The 14,331-nt window shown below is 31.9% G+C and carries 23 protein-coding genes, 1 tRNA gene and 1 pseudogene; 11 read left to right on the forward strand and 14 right to left on the reverse strand.

Annotated elements, in window-relative coordinates; translation table 11 throughout:
- Positions 1 to 43 precede the first annotated feature (43 nt).
- Together ACW9XH_RS09085 and ACW9XH_RS09090 are read left to right on the forward strand one after the other, a co-directional pair.
- A tRNA-Glu gene (locus ACW9XH_RS09085) sits at positions 44 to 118 on the forward strand.
- A 190-nt stretch (positions 119 to 308) separates the two neighbouring features.
- Positions 309 to 728 carry a DUF6659 family protein gene (locus tag ACW9XH_RS09090; RefSeq protein WP_457760341.1) on the forward strand — a complete coding sequence of 140 codons (420 nt, stop codon included), beginning with the start codon at positions 309 to 311 and terminating at the stop codon, positions 726 to 728.
- 222 nt (positions 729 to 950) lie between these two features.
- On the opposite strand, the gene ACW9XH_RS09095 is transcribed toward ACW9XH_RS09090, so the two are convergent.
- The 3 genes and pseudogenes from ACW9XH_RS09095 to hsp20 all read right to left on the reverse strand — a co-directional run bounded on the left by ACW9XH_RS09095 (position 951) and on the right by hsp20 (position 3,147).
- The gene (locus ACW9XH_RS09095) at positions 951 to 1,319 is read right to left on the reverse strand and encodes a hypothetical protein (protein WP_457760342.1); all 369 of its coding nucleotides are present in this window, start codon (positions 1,317 to 1,319) and stop codon (positions 951 to 953) included.
- Positions 1,320 to 1,726: 407 nt separating this feature from the next.
- Complete coding sequence (locus ACW9XH_RS09100) at positions 1,727 to 2,224, reverse strand: hypothetical protein (RefSeq protein ID WP_457760343.1); 498 nt, start codon at positions 2,222 to 2,224, stop codon at positions 1,727 to 1,729.
- Positions 2,225 to 2,652: 428 nt separating this feature from the next.
- Positions 2,653 to 3,147 (reverse strand): annotated as a pseudogene (gene hsp20 / locus ACW9XH_RS09105) (archaeal heat shock protein Hsp20).
- A 126-nt stretch (positions 3,148 to 3,273) separates the two neighbouring features.
- Here hsp20 and ACW9XH_RS09110 point away from each other — a divergent pair.
- Complete coding sequence (locus ACW9XH_RS09110) at positions 3,274 to 3,477, forward strand: hypothetical protein (protein ID WP_457760344.1); 204 nt, start codon at positions 3,274 to 3,276, stop codon at positions 3,475 to 3,477.
- Between the two features lie 19 nt (positions 3,478 to 3,496).
- On the opposite strand, the gene ACW9XH_RS09115 is transcribed toward ACW9XH_RS09110, so the two are convergent.
- The 3 genes from ACW9XH_RS09115 to ACW9XH_RS09125 all read right to left on the reverse strand — a co-directional run bounded on the left by ACW9XH_RS09115 (position 3,497) and on the right by ACW9XH_RS09125 (position 5,106).
- Positions 3,497 to 3,682, reverse strand: coding sequence for a hypothetical protein (locus ACW9XH_RS09115; protein WP_457760345.1), 186 nt, complete (start codon positions 3,680 to 3,682; stop codon positions 3,497 to 3,499).
- A 293-nt stretch (positions 3,683 to 3,975) separates the two neighbouring features.
- Positions 3,976 to 4,416 (reverse strand): universal stress protein, encoded by a 441-nt coding sequence (locus tag ACW9XH_RS09120; RefSeq protein WP_457760346.1) that lies wholly within the window; start codon positions 4,414 to 4,416, stop codon positions 3,976 to 3,978.
- A 321-nt stretch (positions 4,417 to 4,737) separates the two neighbouring features.
- The gene (locus ACW9XH_RS09125) at positions 4,738 to 5,106 is read right to left on the reverse strand and encodes a DUF6659 family protein (RefSeq protein ID WP_457760347.1); all 369 of its coding nucleotides are present in this window, start codon (positions 5,104 to 5,106) and stop codon (positions 4,738 to 4,740) included.
- A gap of 322 nt (positions 5,107 to 5,428) precedes the next feature.
- Between ACW9XH_RS09125 and ACW9XH_RS09130 the strand changes: the two genes are divergently transcribed.
- Positions 5,429 to 5,821 carry a DUF6659 family protein gene (locus ACW9XH_RS09130; protein WP_457760348.1) on the forward strand — a complete coding sequence of 131 codons (393 nt, stop codon included), beginning with the start codon at positions 5,429 to 5,431 and terminating at the stop codon, positions 5,819 to 5,821.
- On the opposite strand, the gene ACW9XH_RS09135 is transcribed toward ACW9XH_RS09130, so the two are convergent.
- Positions 5,813 to 5,944: a hypothetical protein gene (locus ACW9XH_RS09135; RefSeq protein WP_457760349.1), complete on the reverse strand. Its 132-nt coding sequence runs from the start codon at positions 5,942 to 5,944 to the stop codon at positions 5,813 to 5,815. The two genes, ACW9XH_RS09130 and ACW9XH_RS09135, sit on opposite strands and share 9 nt — an antisense overlap.
- 274 nt (positions 5,945 to 6,218) lie before the next feature.
- On the opposite strand from ACW9XH_RS09135, the gene ACW9XH_RS09140 reads away from it, so the two are divergent.
- Positions 6,219 to 6,710, forward strand: coding sequence for a hypothetical protein (locus ACW9XH_RS09140; RefSeq protein WP_457760350.1), 492 nt, complete (start codon positions 6,219 to 6,221; stop codon positions 6,708 to 6,710).
- Positions 6,711 to 6,990: 280 nt separating this feature from the next.
- On the opposite strand, the gene ACW9XH_RS09145 is transcribed toward ACW9XH_RS09140, so the two are convergent.
- From ACW9XH_RS09145 to ACW9XH_RS09155, 3 genes are all read right to left on the reverse strand, one after another.
- On the reverse strand, positions 6,991 to 7,185 hold the full coding sequence (locus tag ACW9XH_RS09145) for a hypothetical protein (protein ID WP_457760351.1): 195 nt from the start codon (positions 7,183 to 7,185) through the stop codon (positions 6,991 to 6,993).
- Positions 7,186 to 7,312: 127 nt separating this feature from the next.
- The gene (locus ACW9XH_RS09150) at positions 7,313 to 7,486 is read right to left on the reverse strand and encodes a hypothetical protein (protein ID WP_457760352.1); all 174 of its coding nucleotides are present in this window, start codon (positions 7,484 to 7,486) and stop codon (positions 7,313 to 7,315) included.
- Positions 7,476 to 7,649: a hypothetical protein gene (locus ACW9XH_RS09155; RefSeq protein ID WP_457760353.1), complete on the reverse strand. Its 174-nt coding sequence runs from the start codon at positions 7,647 to 7,649 to the stop codon at positions 7,476 to 7,478. Before ACW9XH_RS09155 ends, ACW9XH_RS09150 begins: the two co-directional genes overlap by 11 nt.
- Positions 7,650 to 7,748: 99 nt before the next feature.
- On the opposite strand from ACW9XH_RS09155, the gene ACW9XH_RS09160 reads away from it, so the two are divergent.
- The gene (locus ACW9XH_RS09160) at positions 7,749 to 8,180 is read left to right on the forward strand and encodes a Fur family transcriptional regulator (RefSeq protein ID WP_457760354.1); all 432 of its coding nucleotides are present in this window, start codon (positions 7,749 to 7,751) and stop codon (positions 8,178 to 8,180) included.
- Positions 8,181 to 8,258: 78 nt separating this feature from the next.
- Entirely contained in the window at positions 8,259 to 8,615 is a 357-nt protein-coding gene (locus ACW9XH_RS09165; protein ID WP_457760355.1) for a hypothetical protein, read from the forward strand.
- A 276-nt stretch (positions 8,616 to 8,891) separates the two neighbouring features.
- Here the strand turns inward: ACW9XH_RS09165 and ACW9XH_RS09170 are convergent, their stop codons facing one another.
- Positions 8,892 to 9,362 carry a mechanosensitive ion channel domain-containing protein gene (locus ACW9XH_RS09170; RefSeq protein ID WP_457760356.1) on the reverse strand — a complete coding sequence of 157 codons (471 nt, stop codon included), beginning with the start codon at positions 9,360 to 9,362 and terminating at the stop codon, positions 8,892 to 8,894.
- A 234-nt stretch (positions 9,363 to 9,596) separates the two neighbouring features.
- Here ACW9XH_RS09170 and ACW9XH_RS09175 point away from each other — a divergent pair, with 234 nt between their 5' ends.
- The gene (locus tag ACW9XH_RS09175) at positions 9,597 to 9,923 is read left to right on the forward strand and encodes a P-II family nitrogen regulator (protein ID WP_457760357.1); all 327 of its coding nucleotides are present in this window, start codon (positions 9,597 to 9,599) and stop codon (positions 9,921 to 9,923) included.
- A gap of 372 nt (positions 9,924 to 10,295) precedes the next feature.
- Here ACW9XH_RS09175 and ACW9XH_RS09180 read toward each other — a convergent pair whose 3' ends face one another.
- The 3 genes from ACW9XH_RS09180 to ACW9XH_RS09190 all read right to left on the reverse strand — a co-directional run bounded on the left by ACW9XH_RS09180 (position 10,296) and on the right by ACW9XH_RS09190 (position 12,339).
- Complete coding sequence (locus tag ACW9XH_RS09180; RefSeq protein WP_457760358.1) at positions 10,296 to 10,871, reverse strand: cupredoxin domain-containing protein; 576 nt, start codon at positions 10,869 to 10,871, stop codon at positions 10,296 to 10,298.
- 90 nt (positions 10,872 to 10,961) lie between these two features.
- Entirely contained in the window at positions 10,962 to 11,873 is a 912-nt protein-coding gene (locus tag ACW9XH_RS09185) for a TIGR00341 family protein (protein WP_457760359.1), read from the reverse strand.
- 175 nt (positions 11,874 to 12,048) lie between these two features.
- The gene (locus ACW9XH_RS09190) at positions 12,049 to 12,339 is read right to left on the reverse strand and encodes a DUF302 domain-containing protein (protein ID WP_457760360.1); all 291 of its coding nucleotides are present in this window, start codon (positions 12,337 to 12,339) and stop codon (positions 12,049 to 12,051) included.
- Between the two features lie 138 nt (positions 12,340 to 12,477).
- On the opposite strand from ACW9XH_RS09190, the gene ACW9XH_RS09195 reads away from it, so the two are divergent.
- The 3 genes from ACW9XH_RS09195 (at position 12,478) to ACW9XH_RS09205 (ending at position 14,331) form a co-directional block, all read left to right on the forward strand.
- Positions 12,478 to 13,476, forward strand: a complete 999-nt coding sequence (locus ACW9XH_RS09195; protein ID WP_457760361.1) for a hemolysin family protein — start codon at positions 12,478 to 12,480, stop codon at positions 13,474 to 13,476.
- A gap of 119 nt (positions 13,477 to 13,595) precedes the next feature.
- Positions 13,596 to 13,808, forward strand: coding sequence for a hypothetical protein (locus tag ACW9XH_RS09200; protein ID WP_457760362.1), 213 nt, complete (start codon positions 13,596 to 13,598; stop codon positions 13,806 to 13,808).
- Positions 13,795 to 14,331, forward strand: a complete 537-nt coding sequence (locus tag ACW9XH_RS09205) for a histidine kinase dimerization/phospho-acceptor domain-containing protein (protein WP_457760363.1) — start codon at positions 13,795 to 13,797, stop codon at positions 14,329 to 14,331. Before ACW9XH_RS09200 ends, ACW9XH_RS09205 begins: the two co-directional genes overlap by 14 nt.

Below are 14,331 nucleotides of genomic sequence, written 5' to 3' on the forward strand. Positions count from 1 at the left end.
AAAACATTTCCTTTAAATTAAGATTTAATTTGTTTTCTATCAAGCTCCTATAGTGTAGTCCGGTTAAGCATTTTGGCTTCTCAAGCCAAAGACTCGGGTTCAAATCCCGATGGGAGCACAGGGATTTTCACCAATTAGGTAAAGCCCCTAATGAGAATTGACAGTTCAACTCCACGAAGACTCACCCACCAAATGAGGGATGAAAATAGATTAAATGGTATTTGTGATCCCATAATTGATTTTTAGTTTGTTAGCACTAGAAATTTAAAATCTTTTTTTATAAATAATAAAAAACCATACATACCATAATGAATACAGTAACTCAAGATATAATTCAAAATCAGATGCAAAATTTGTGCGGTGAAATACTTGATTTACAACACGTTAGATTTTCAGGCCTGATTAGCAATAGTGGAAATTTGTATGCAGGAGGGTTCAAGAGAGAGACAATCCCAATGGTAAAAGAAAAAAACAGACAAATGATGTACATGCGATTTGCACTAGAATCTAGTTTTAGAAATGATTTTGATGATTCATTTGGAGCATTTAGATGCTCTACAATTCAAAGAGAGAAAACTTCCATAATAACAATCAATATTTGTAATTATATTCTTCTTGTATTCACAGAACCAAAAATTGATCTTCAAAAAAAGGTTAAAGAGATTCAAAATATAATAGATAAGAATAAAAGAGATTTTTTGAATAATTTATTTGAAAATAATGACTAACAAAAATTGTGACCATATACTGGTTCCACATAATGCAACTACAGGTAATGAAAAAGCATTTAGAAAAACTTGTTTAATTAATGAATTTGATTTAGGGACTGTTCTTTCTCAAGAATTTTTATTGCTTCATTATTTTTCCCTTTCCAAGTTTTAAGATATGATAAAAATAAATCCTTCAAGTCAGCAACTAATCCTTCCAATCTTGCTCCGGACCATAATTTTTCATATAATCTGAGATCTCAATTCTTCCTTTACATTTTGAACTACATGAATTATGTCAAGAACATCACAGTCAAGATCAGTACTAAAGAAGATCAAATCATCATCAGATAGAGGAAGAGTGATTCTGTAAATTTGATCATATTTTGTAAGCGAAAAGTCAGGAATCCCCAATTTTTTATTATGAGCAATTCGCGTATCCCATCTCAAAACAGCACTTCTAACACTTTGCTCCACTTCACTTTTCTCTAAAAGAGAGGACACCCCTTTTCGGATTTTATAAAAGATTTTATCTTCATGTAATATCCCAACAAATCGGATTTTAGGATCAATTTCCAAAATTTCTTTGCAAAATTCTTGCATTTTATTCATATCCGGAATCAAAAAAAGAGGGTCTTATAGATATGCAGAACTTTCAGGTTTTGGGAAATTCAAAAAACAGATGTACTATAACATTACATTGTATTGTAAATAACACATCAAATCCACAAAGGGGATTATAGAAATTAAGACATTTAATCAGATAGAGAACTGAACCAGATAGATAATTCCCATTATGAGAATTAATTAGACAAATTTTCTCATTTTAAAATTATTATTCTTCTAATTCCCATTCTTGATCAGGGGACTCTAATTGATCCCATTTACTTTGAATTTTTTTGAGTATGTTTTTGTTTTTTAATTGAAGCACAAATCTGTTATACAAAATTTGTATTTAACCACGACGTAGAAATCATACCTAAAAAATAATCCTTTGATTCTAAACTCTTAATGCAAAATTAATTTTCAAAATCTTCTCCAATTACATTAAAACTCATTGGAGCATAAAAAGGCCCAGAATCAGATTCAAAAGAAACTATCCAAGTTCCAAAGAATTCACACTTTGAACATTCTTCCAAATCACTTGAAGATACAGGTGTGAAATAGTGGTTTACTGCACTCTTTGAGCCATCAAAAGGATATTTGTGATGAGTTTTTCCATCAGGACGAATAAATACAATTTTGCCCTTTGAATCCAATGGAATTTCACTTCCAATTAGAAGCACAGTGTCATCTACACCATATGTTCCATCTAAAATAGCAAATGGTCCAGAGTACAAATTATTTGAAAGCATCTCAGATTCATTATTTCTTGGATTTGTCTCAAATTCAGAATTCATTGAATGTGTGGAAGTTAATGTTTCAGCATCTGTACGGTCTAGAGCAATATCGATAATTATTGCTGCTAAAATGATAATTGGAATCCCAAGAACAATCTTGGGGATTTTGATATTCATCTCGAGTTACCTCCAAAACATTTGTTGCGCATACTCACAAAAATTATGACATGTGAGGGGGGATCCCCCACATGTTTGAGTCATGTACGCTATGAGTCATGCAAGAGCTGCTACTGTATGACATAGTATCTCCTCACGGTACATGCATCGACTGTGGAATCTGACTTCTGTAGGATTTGTACATTTTATACAAACAAGTTGGATAGGTTGATTGCAACGAAAACATTGCTTTCCCACATCCAACTCGCCGCCACAAGACCTACACAAAGTGTCTGGCATTTTTTTCACCTCAAGGAAAGTTTTTTCTCCCAATCCTCCATTTAGAAAATATTTCTTCAGGATATGAAGAAATTTTTTCCATTGAAGATTTGACAGACTCTTTGAATTGGTGGATTGATGAAATATTTTTCATTTCATGGCACCCCCAGTCATTCTACTGACACAATCTTGCCTTTTGGTTTTTCTTCGGCAAGAGAGAATGTCAGTTCCAATATACCGTTTGTGTATTTTGCTTTTGCAGAATTTTCATCAATGTTGTACTTTAATGGAATCTTTGTTCCATACTTTCTTTCTCCGCGTTCAGCAGAAATTTACACAATGTCATCTGCAACATTGACCTGAATGTCCGATTTTTCTATCCCCGGCATTTCAGCTACGAATTTGAGAACACGATCTTTTTCATTAACTGCCTCATCCACATACACATCGCGTATGCCAGAATCACTAATTGCAGTGGTTGGCTTTGTATTACCCCATTCTTTTACAATAGGTTTTCCATCAGGTCCCACGGTCATTTGATAGCCGTAATAGTATGGTCCAATTGTTTGGACTTGGGCTCCATCTGGAATTTCAAAGACATCTCCCATTGAAAAAAAGGGGCCAGATAATCTTCGAAATGTTTTTTCGAATTGGTCATCAAACATCTTTTAATCACCGAATTAATGTAATACACATTACATTATATTAATTTTTTGCACATATTCTCTATATATGACAATAATGTCATATTACTGACAATATTAAAATATCAGAATTTCGCCAACTTCTCCATGCAAACTGCGACACTAGAATATGAAAATCAGTCAAAACCAAGAGCAGATAGACAAGTGACCTATTTTTGCAGATTATGCAGAGAATATGGAATAAAAACTAGAAAGTCGCATTTGCAAAATTATCATGGTGCAAACAGAGATACAGTTACCAAACGAAGTAATAATGATCTTGTAGATGTGATTTTTGTAGAATCAAGATAAAAATTGCAAAAAGAAAAAATTAGTGATGCATTTCTGATTGCATGAGCATTCTATTAACATCAATTATCATACATGCAGGATGTGCAATTTTTTCTGCCATTACTCCGCAAGTATGACAAAAGAGTCTAGTTGGCTCATTACAGAATTTGCATCTACGTTCTACTTCTAATCTAGAAGTACATATTTTGCAAGATTTGTTTTCCATGAGACATATTATAGTAAAATAAATTTAAAAACTATTCGAAAATTAGAAACAGCTAATTAGGAAATACTAATTTTATAAAAATCAAAACAAAAAGATATCAGGGTCAGATCGTAGAAGTTTGAAATCAGAGAATTTAACCAAAATGGCAAATGCCCCTAACGGGAATTAATGATTCAACTCCGCTGAAATTCAGTCACCAAATTGAGGTTAAAAGAGGACGCAGGTTAGTCTATCGTAGCATAGAAATCATTGTAACATAATTTTCTAATCAGATACATTCTAAAATCTAAAGTCTATGAGGGTTTTGTCGTTAAAAGATGACAATGAGACTTATGATGAATTACATTTATGATGTCATCAAAAAGGGTAATTTCTTCCATAGATAGTTTCGGATAGTCCACAATTAACAAATCAATCTTGTTTTCTTTTACATAGTCAACTACCCAATGTGAAATATTGTCAGTCAATGCCAATTTTGTCTTGATTGGAATTCCTTGTTTCTGAGCAACCTCCTTCCAGTTTTCTAATTCTGCTTTAAGTTTTGCAATCTGATTTTGTGTTGTTTTTTTATCAGACTTTGTTTCAAAAAAATAAAATTTTGGCGGAGTTTTATACATGCATTCTATCACGGTCAGTTCTGAATCAAATTTTTTAGCCATTTCGAGACCAAGTTCAAAAGATTTCTTGGTGTGGGTCGGAGTGATGATTGCAACAGCCACTTTACGAAATGTCATATTACTAGTTCTCTGCAATTGTAAATTAATACCATCCTATTTCTATCATTTTAGATAGAAAATGAGACACATAATTAGAGAATTAATAAAAATTGGATCTTAAGACCAACAACGATTAGTTGTTTGGTGACAGTTCCAATGAATGTAGTATTAAAAATAGTATTTAGATCGTACTGATCATTCCTACTATTCTCTTTTAAGCTAATTCCTAAAATGAATAATGGTTTCCTACAAGGATTATCTACTAGTTTACCATCGTCCAAAGATTGGACAATTTGTCCCAATCTTTCATCATCATAATCCACGAGGATTCACCATATTTCAAATGCTTGAGACCATTTGAAATATTTTTTGAGGAATTAAAGAATATTCCATTTCAGGAGATGCTGTGACATACAAAATATCTGTTCCAAGTATCATGCTAAAGGATGTCACTTTTTGCCTTACAGACATTGCAAAATTTACATGCCCAAGCTGTTTATCAAATTCTTCACGCATTTTTACATTTAGGGCCAATGTCGTAAAGGTTCTTTCATCATCTTGAGGACTTCTAAGAGAGGTTGCACCCTCACGCAATCCTCCAGCAACTAATCGTCCCCTATCATTAATAATTCCGGCAAACGTTATGTTTTCATCAATTTTTTTAATATTTTCACAAAGCATAAAGTAATCATAAATTTTATCAGCCATTTTATTTTGTGTAGAATTATAATGACTGATTTTCAGGCATATTAATTATTTTAAATTCACAATCCAGACATCTCCAACTCCTCCACCTAAATAATGAAAACCCATCAATGGAATCAATGAATATAGAGTTTGAAAAGGCAACAGTGTCAAATCACAGATGTGGAACAACCCCAGAGTGCAAAAAATCTAACAAACTAAATTTCTAATCGTCATCACCATTATTGTAAAAATATTGATAAATCTAATCGAGAAAATTGGCATTTCACCATTTAGTCAAGAAAATTATTTTTTAGAATTTACTTTTTTAAAATCAACATAAACAGTGCAAGAATTAAAGAATCTGAGACCAGAAAACCATCTTTGCAGTAAGATATTGAGCACAGATTCATCATTACGATTTGTAGGGATATTGTGCAAATGTGGAAGACTCAAGGCATATGACAGAAAAAAAGGAATAGCCCCCCAGCTAAATATGTCTGAGACTAAGTTGGTACATCGAGAAGCACTACTAAAGGCCAAAATGAATCACGTCTTTGACAAGAAACTTGGTAAAACAAATTGGTCTGTAGAATCTAGGGATAATGTAAAGTGGATTACAGTGAACATGAATAAAGATCTCATATTGTTATCTGCAGAAAATTCATCAAACCATGATAAGATAGTTCAAGAAATTCTTTTAATATTAAAAAATTTAGATTATTTCAAGTCACAATGATTTAGAACATTTTTCACATAGCACAGGTTTGTCTATACCATAAACTAATTTTGCATCTTTTTCTTTTACACCACACTTGAAACATTCAGTAATTCTTACCATGTTATTTTTTAGTTTCATCATTTAAAAGTCCTATGGGTATTTTTTATTATTTTTATTTTCTAATCACAAATGAGTTTAATAGCAAATTGTTTAATGTAAATCATGTCAATACAGTGGACATATTTCCAAGTGTTGTAATTGATTACAATGGATAAGCGTTATTGGTATTTTTGAACATCCATATTCATAGACATTGTAATACTGCACATGCCAAGTAATTCATGATTCTGAAGAAAAAAAGAATAATTCAATTTTACATAAGCATAAATTCTATCGTTATGATAAGAAATACAGTATGAATATAGATGCTCATATCGAAAATGCAACAAGAGCAATCCATAATGCAAAGATAGTTAGAGACACATCAAAAAAAATTCTATCAAAAAAATCAGATATTCATCCTGAACATATTAAAGAATTAAGCAAGATTATGCAAAGTGTAATTTCAAGTACAGATAAAGCGATGAAAGGAGCAAAACTAGCTGAATCTAGAGCAAAATCTAGATTGGCTGCAGTCAAAAAAGAAACATCAAAAACCATCACCCATACTAAAAATGCAAAATATGCTGCAATTGCATCAAGAAAATCAGCTAATGCCGCATTGGCTACATCAAAAAAAATGATCAATCCACAATTAGGAAATAGATATCAAAAAACATACAATATACAGATAGAGTCATCAATTCGTGCAGCTAAAGTTGCAGAAAATGAAACTGCAAAAGCACTAATGGCATCAAAGACTGCTAGAATTGCTGCAAGAATGGCATTAAAAGAATTACAAATTTAATTTAAAACTAAGAATTCAAGATCTTTCAAATATCACACAAGTATTGCTTATTATCAAATTTGGATTCAATAGATCATTCACCATTGTAATTTAAACTAGATGGATTTTTTAAGGATTTAGAAAAGATGTATATATGAACTTCATAAAAAGTATGAATGTCATCAATGGTCAAAAGAACTCAATGCCCCCACTGTAAAAAACACCTAGCAGGAGGTCACTTACAAAGGCATATCAGAACCATTCACAGATTAGTTAAAGAGACATAAAAATGAGTTTGAAATTACTTTAATCCTTTTTCTAAAGTTTCATTTACGATCCTTGAAAAGCTCACAGTTGAAGCAGTCTCTTTGATTCGCTTTGCCTGCAAGAATCTGAGTTTTTTCAAAAGATCATCATCAAGTACAACAGTAATTCTTTTGCCCATTATCTCTTGCTCCTTGATTTTGTTCTCAAAAGAGCACTGCAACACGGGCATCTAAATCCAGTAACAGTCATAAAAATACTGCACAATGAACATCTCTTTTGCCCATATTCATATTTTGAACCATTTGGAATTCTCTTGCCTTTCAAGCTATCGCATACTCCTTTACAGATATACACCATTATGAACGGGCCTCAAAGGATTTGTGACAACAAGGACAGTTAGAATATCTCGAAACTAGATCTAAATCACAAACTGCACAATATTTTCTAAACGTGTTATTTCCTGAATTTCTAAATTCAGCATTTGCATCATAATACCCACAAACACTTCTACAAGAATTCTCACTCATCATGATTTTTCTCCATATCAAAAAATGAACCACAATCTTTGCAAAAGATACCATGGTTTTGGATCTTTACGGCAATGTTTCCACAAGTTACACAAATTCTAATTGCATTGTTTACAGTTCTTTTATTTGACTCTAATCGCTTATCTTCAAATGATTGTATTTGCATATTATTATTAGGAATGGTTCCTAATTAAGTGTTATTATCTATTAGGATTCATTCTTAATAAGGAATAGATATTAAATGGTAGAATGTGTGAATTATAGCATGCAACAGTTGGATCAGATCGTCGCATCATTAAGAGATGAGGGATTAAGAATCACGCCTCAGAGAATGGCAATAGTAGATTATCTTTTGAAAACAGAAGATCATCCAAGTGCAGTTCTAATCCATAAAGTTGTAAGAAAAAGATATCCCATGGTAAGCCTATCAACAGTATACAAAACACTAGATCTGCTCAAAGAAAAGAAACTAGTCAATGAAATAGAAGTTGAAGGAGAAGCAAGATTTGACGCACACACTAATGAGCATATCAATCTAGTCTGTATGAATTGCGGTAAAATTGATGATGTTGATGAAGAATCTCTTTTAGAGATTCAAGTCAAGGCTGCAAAAAAATCAAAATATCTAATTTTGAAAAGTAATTTCGAATTGCACGGTTATTGTAACAGCTGTAAATTAAAGATCAAATCAGTTTAGAAATAGTTGTATGATTTCAAATATAAGAAAAATGTTCGGTCCTTTTATCTGGTAAACGTGCATGTATAGTGATAGTAAATGTCAACAAAACAAACAGAAAAAAGATTATCACGACGTACATTACTTGGTTTATTGATAGCAGGTTTAGCAGTTGTCATAATCTTTACAGTCACACCATGGAATATTATGCCAATTCAAGTTACTGAAGATGTAACAGTGTTAGCAGTTACAGAACATGGTTGTGTTGGTGAATCACAATATGGAATTAGCGTGGTTGTACCTGAATGTACTGCACAAGTAGGAGATACAGTATCTGCCACATTTAATGTTCCCGCAATGGAATTGAACGGATACTTGGAAGAACTTGAAAGAAGGCAAAATCCAATGGTAGATGCGTGGGATAGAAGCGTCAGCGGCACAGGCTCATCCCCATAATTTTTTATTTTTTCATCATCTTTTACTCGTTAGAGATAAAAAATAATTAATTTTTGCAATTCTTGCAAATGGCTTCTGAAGTTTCTTCATCCAATAATAAAGAAACACCTGAGGAATAACATTTTGAACATAATCCTTTCATGTGGTTGTAAATAAGACCAAAAATAATTAAAAATTATCAGTCGAATTTTTGTTCGATCAAGGTCAAATATCCTCAAAATTCAAAGTCATTGGATTCAGTCATAATTAGAGATGAAAATAGATTCAAAACTATTATTAGAATTTTCTTTGTTTATTGTATACAATTACAAAATCTTCTGCCAGTTTTTGGTTTGGAATTATAATTCTGCCACCATCTTCACTCAAAGCAACAATTTTTGTTAAATGTAGTTCTATGATTACACCATTAACCTCTTTGATGGTAATAGAATCTCCGACGTTTATATCAGGATTAAAAAAAATACCAATTCCTGCGGCTACATTTTTTAATTGATGTTGTAATGCAATTCCAAATATCACCATCCCCACTCCAATGGAGGTAATAGCCTCCAATGCGATTTCAAATAGTCCTAATGATGAGCCAAGATAGATAGATTCTGATACTATTATTATAAACGAAACAAAGCCTATTATTTTTTGGGTACCAACAAAATTTTTCATTTTTTTGCGAATTATGTATCGGATTACGAGTAACAATGTCACCGAGATAAATAATGATGCTAATAACGAATAAAATTCTTCAACCATAACATGTTTCCTTTAATTATTTTTTTAATATCCTTAATGTAAATCCAACTAATTTTGATAAGATTTAGTTTTGATTTACTATTGCTCTAATGGGATCTTTTTGCTAACAACCCCATATTTTAAGCGAGATTTACAACATAAGTTGGATATTCCACATCATGTGAAAGATCATAGTTGTTTTTAGATGTGAAAATCAAATATGATAGTTATATTTGGATTTGTTAAACTGTGTTTATGATTCGAATTGATGTCTATCTTACAAACAATGAAGTGATGCAAATCAGTGAAGCATTAAAAAAAATCAATGTGGGCGGACTTACAGTGATAAAGAAAAGAGGGAGAGGGAAAAAGCCACCTCCAGAAATTCACGCTGGGAAAGGATCCATGATATTTCAACCTCAATTTACAGAAAAATACGTTATTGAACTAGTCATAAATAATGAAATGAAAGATGATGCAGTCAAGATCATTCGTGAAAATTCCACTACAGGCAAAATCTTTGTCACACCAAATGTGGAAATGATTGACATTAAGACGGGTGAAATAAATAAAGATGCATGAATGATGATAAGACAAGAAATATTGAATTAATAACGAAAGAAAGGAAACTAAAAAATTCAAAAAATGATGTGGATAAATTCTTTTAATTAAAAATTTCAACACATTCAACTTTGAACCATTCAACCCACAATGAAAAAAACATCTATAGTTACAACTAGAATTTGTCTACAAATCTGACAATAGTTGATCTTTAAGAGAGGGGGCATAATCAATTACCACTTTATGCAAATTTTTTGTTTTTGTCTCTCCAATCCTAGTCAAATCTGTTCCAATTCAATTTGAAATCAGAGACTTTAACCAATAAGATAATTCCCTTTGAGAGAATTAATTACATCTTTAGATAGCATTTTGAGTCACGGACAATTTTTCACATTATTTAACAGTGACTGAACCATTTGCCCAAGGATGAATCATGCAGAAATAAGTATATTTTCCAGATTCATCGAATTTGTGTGTAAAGGTCTTACCAGATTTTATCAACCCACTATCAAATTTTTTATCAGGTCCGTTAACAATATCCCCACTGCTAACTGTATGTGCGGATGTATCATCATTTTTCCAAATTATTTCTGTCCCTTTGAAAATTATTAGAGATGAAGGATCATAACATTTGTCAACCTCTTCACATCCAGTAACAGATGTTCCTTTAGGAATGCTTACTAGTCTAACGGTTGCCTTGGGACTAGCCAACTCTTCAGCCACCTTCATTCCTTTTTCCGTAGCTGTTTTAGTTTCATCCAAAATTTCTTTACTTTCTTTTGCTATCTCTTTAATTTTTTCAACAGTAGGCTCTAAGTCTTTTTTGATATCTTTTGCTTGATCTATAACTGGCGCAACTTTTGCTGGAATATCAGAGGGTGCACCGCTTCCACCAGTCAGGGTAAAGCCAACTGCGGCAACAACTATTGCTACTGCAATAATCATTCCCATTTTATCCATAGAAGTCATCAGATAACTATCGTTTTCTTTTGTTAATAATATCAAAATATGATTGTCAAATATGATTTCAAGAAGGAAAAAAGTATATCTGTAATATTTTTAGATTTCGGGTTTTAAAGTTAAAAATCCCAATAAAATACTCAGTCCAATGAAAATAGATATTGTGATTATCATATGTTTTTGAGCTTTTTCTTTTTCATAGAATTTTCTCGGGGTTACTCCACCAATAAAAAAGACAATCATCATGCCTAGAACTAATCCTATAATATTTGCCGCAGTAAGTGTAAACGCATTAAAAAAAATCTCATAATCCCATAATGCAATTCCAATACCTGCAACAGTTGCAGGAGGAACTAAAGCAGCTGCAATGGCAACACCAACGAGAATTCCAGGAATGTTTGTAGAAAGTGCAATTCCACCTGCCAATCCAAGTGCTATTGCAACTGCCAGAAACACAGGCGACATTTCAGTTCTGGATAAAATTTCGTCAGTTAAGGGTAGATCCGTAAATTGAATTGCAATTAGTGTTAATAATGCACCTGTGCCAATTACTGCCACTAACAAAGCTAACCCTGAGATAAATGCCTTGAACATTTTGTCTGTTTTGCCAACTGCTGTGTTGAATGAAAAAGCAGAGATCGGTCCCAATAATGGAGATATCAGCATTGCACCAATTACCAAAGATGCATTATTTGCAAATAATCCCACAACTGCAACACTCGCAGCAATAATAATCATGAAAAGAAGATTTTTGTTAAATTTTACGCTTGGTTCAATTAGTGACTCATATTCTTCAATTAGTTTTTTCTTTTTAATTTTGACTTGTTTTGTTTCAAGTTCTGTGGTATAGTTTGTAAGATAATCTGATAATGTAGCTTCGATTACAAAACTTGTGACATAGAGATCTTTTGTTCTAGTGTCTATTATTTTATTTAATTCGTTAGTTAATCCATTTGCTAGTGAATCAGGACATATGCCAGTATATCGTAGTAATTTTTGATTGTCAGACATGGTTAATTCGGAATGAAAAGGAATTTTATATTTTTTAAAAGTAAATTCTATACTTTGACTTTGTTGGTCATAACAAATAACTTCAATTTTTCTCAATTTCCTATAGTCAATTTTCTTGACTAATATCTTTATTCAAAGGGTTCAATCCTAATGTTTTAGATTTAATCACTTGTGATTAGGAGTGTTTTAAATTGTCCATTACTTTGATTAATTTTTCTTCAATTTCCTTTCCCGTCAATTCTAACTCTACATTTGATGTGACAGCAAGTAATGAAGTTGGTTTTGCCAAGATGATATAATTTTCTCCATCTTTCTCGTAAACTGCCATAGTACATGGAAGCAATAATCCCATATCAGGATCTGAATCCAATGCTTGTTTTGCAGCTTGGGGATTACAAATCTCCAATAATTTGTATTCATGAGGATAATCAATTCCTTTCTTTGCAAAAATTTCTTTAAAATCCAATATTCAAAAACAAAGTAAGGAAAATCAAGACCATTATAATTAAAAATAAAAATCTAGAAGATAGTTATTGGGTAGAGTTATTTTCATGAATGATATTCGAAGCATCCTTTAACCTTTCAGAAAAATAATATTTTCAATATGGAATTTGTCGAAATTGAGATTATCATAATTGGTATTCTGATATGTTTTTACGCTCTTTTCAGTGGTCTTGAGATTGCAATTGTAGGCGTAAGACGATCAAAAGTAATTCAATTATACAGGAAAAAAATTCCAGGATCTTCCCCTCTTTACAAATTAAAGATGAATCCAGCAATGATGACATCAAGTGTTAATTTAGGAAATACTTTGGTCAATGTTGCATCTTCAGTTTTAGCAGCTGATGTCGCTATAAAATTACTTGGAAGTCAAGGAGTTGCAATAATTATTGGCATAATGACGTTTGTGATTTTAGTTTTTGGAGAAATATTACCTAAAACATATTGTAATGTAAATCCTGAGAAAGCATCTCTTAGATTCAGCAGAGTATTGCTTTACTTCAGTTACATCATGTATCCCTTTGTGAAATCTTTAGAATATTTGACAATGTCCATATTGAAATTCTCCGGAGGTTACTCGCAAAGACCAAAACCCATTACGGAAGAAGAAATCAAAGAAGTGATAGATTTGGGATATATCGAAAAAGCAATAGAAAAAGAAGAACGTGATCTTGTACGCAATGCATTAGAGTTTGATGATAAACCTATTCAAGATGTCATGACTCCAAAAGATCAAGTTTTTTCATTAGATGGAAAATTAGAGTTATCAAAAGTAATTTCCAAAATTGAAGAGAAAGGGTTTTCACGCATTCCTGTGTTTGAGAAAACATCTGACAATGTTGTTGGAATATTACACATATGGGATATCTCCAGAATCCCTGAAAAAGAATATCCAGAAACTATGATAAAAAAAATAGCGAGAAAACCATTTTTTGTTTTTTCAAGTGATAGGATTAGTAATCTTCTCATAGAATTAAAGAAAAAGGATATGCATATGGCAATAGTTGTTGATAATGATGATAAATTAGCAGGAATAATCACAGTTGAAGATTTGTTGGAAGAAATTGTAGGGGATATTAAAAGAGAGTCAAAATCAAAGTAAATTTAAAACAAATTGCCATCATTAGATTCCAGAAAGGGAATGTTGTTTAGGATTATGAAATTTTATGCATTGTAACACAATCTTACTTTTTATTATCTGATTTTACCTAGATGAATAGAATGAAGATAATAATAAAGAATGATGAATCAATCAAAGTATATCACGATGCTAGTGATGTATCAGTTCTCCCAAAAAGTAGACTGGTTAGAACATTTAACGAGGATGGTTCTTTAATTGAAGAATTCAAACTTGTAGAAAAAAAAATTACGTTGGAGGATAATCTCGATACCGATGAAACTGAAATTATAGTAACTTTAGATGTTAGAAAATAGAGATATTCTAATAATTACTGTCATTGTCTCTTCTAAGAATGCATTTTTTAACACCCTTGCATGGTGTGTAGTGATGCCTATTTTCTTAGATATGCACAAATTGGGAAGTCATACCCGAGAGCAATTAATCACAGGATTGGAAGATGAGGCAGACGAATTTGGTGTTACGGTACATCAAATGTTGTTTAATGAAGATGAAGATATTTTGCATTGTGTTTGTTCTGCACCCAATATAGAATCCATAGAAAAACATCATATGAAATTCAACATAACATGTGACAAAATTTTCCCAATTGATGAAATAAAGACTGACAAAATTATCAAAGATGAAAAATTAAAAGCAATTGGAGAACTTTCTTCTCGATTCGCACACGATATTAGGAATCCTTTAACCGTCATACAAACCTCAGTAGATATTTTAAAATCAAAATATCCTGAAATGTTTGAAAAAGAAACTCTCAAATTTGATGCGATAAATACTGCAATAAATCGAATCGAGCATCAAATACATGACGTGTTGTGA

Source organism: Candidatus Nitrosopumilus sp. bin_32a (genome assembly GCF_054095935.1).

Bases quoted from the DNA above. Each gene is read 5' to 3' on its own strand.
- ACW9XH_RS09090 (WP_457760341.1), top strand. From the start codon at position 309: ATGAATACAGTAACTCAAGATATAATTCAAAATCAGATGCAAAATTTG.
- ACW9XH_RS09095 (WP_457760342.1), bottom strand. From the start codon at position 1,319: ATGAATAAAATGCAAGAATTTTGCAAAGAAATTTTGGAAATTGATCCT.
- ACW9XH_RS09100 (WP_457760343.1), bottom strand. From the start codon at position 2,224: ATGAATATCAAAATCCCCAAGATTGTTCTTGGGATTCCAATTATCATT.
- ACW9XH_RS09110 (WP_457760344.1), top strand. From the start codon at position 3,274: ATGCAAACTGCGACACTAGAATATGAAAATCAGTCAAAACCAAGAGCA.
- ACW9XH_RS09115 (WP_457760345.1), bottom strand. From the start codon at position 3,682: ATGGAAAACAAATCTTGCAAAATATGTACTTCTAGATTAGAAGTAGAA.
- ACW9XH_RS09120 (WP_457760346.1), bottom strand. From the start codon at position 4,416: ATGACATTTCGTAAAGTGGCTGTTGCAATCATCACTCCGACCCACACC.
- ACW9XH_RS09125 (WP_457760347.1), bottom strand. From the start codon at position 5,106: ATGGCTGATAAAATTTATGATTACTTTATGCTTTGTGAAAATATTAAA.
- ACW9XH_RS09135 (WP_457760349.1), bottom strand. From the start codon at position 5,944: ATGATGAAACTAAAAAATAACATGGTAAGAATTACTGAATGTTTCAAG.
- ACW9XH_RS09140 (WP_457760350.1), top strand. From the start codon at position 6,219: ATGAATATAGATGCTCATATCGAAAATGCAACAAGAGCAATCCATAAT.
- ACW9XH_RS09145 (WP_457760351.1), bottom strand. From the start codon at position 7,185: ATGCCCGTGTTGCAGTGCTCTTTTGAGAACAAAATCAAGGAGCAAGAG.
- ACW9XH_RS09150 (WP_457760352.1), bottom strand. From the start codon at position 7,486: ATGATGAGTGAGAATTCTTGTAGAAGTGTTTGTGGGTATTATGATGCA.
- ACW9XH_RS09155 (WP_457760353.1), bottom strand. From the start codon at position 7,649: ATGCAAATACAATCATTTGAAGATAAGCGATTAGAGTCAAATAAAAGA.
- ACW9XH_RS09160 (WP_457760354.1), top strand. From the start codon at position 7,749: ATGCAACAGTTGGATCAGATCGTCGCATCATTAAGAGATGAGGGATTA.
- ACW9XH_RS09165 (WP_457760355.1), top strand. From the start codon at position 8,259: ATGTCAACAAAACAAACAGAAAAAAGATTATCACGACGTACATTACTT.
- ACW9XH_RS09170 (WP_457760356.1), bottom strand. From the start codon at position 9,362: ATGGTTGAAGAATTTTATTCGTTATTAGCATCATTATTTATCTCGGTG.
- ACW9XH_RS09175 (WP_457760357.1), top strand. From the start codon at position 9,597: ATGATTCGAATTGATGTCTATCTTACAAACAATGAAGTGATGCAAATC.
- ACW9XH_RS09180 (WP_457760358.1), bottom strand. From the start codon at position 10,871: ATGACTTCTATGGATAAAATGGGAATGATTATTGCAGTAGCAATAGTT.
- ACW9XH_RS09185 (WP_457760359.1), bottom strand. From the start codon at position 11,873: ATGTCTGACAATCAAAAATTACTACGATATACTGGCATATGTCCTGAT.
- ACW9XH_RS09195 (WP_457760361.1), top strand. From the start codon at position 12,478: ATGGAATTTGTCGAAATTGAGATTATCATAATTGGTATTCTGATATGT.
- ACW9XH_RS09200 (WP_457760362.1), top strand. From the start codon at position 13,596: ATGAAGATAATAATAAAGAATGATGAATCAATCAAAGTATATCACGAT.
- ACW9XH_RS09205 (WP_457760363.1), top strand. From the start codon at position 13,795: ATGTTAGAAAATAGAGATATTCTAATAATTACTGTCATTGTCTCTTCT.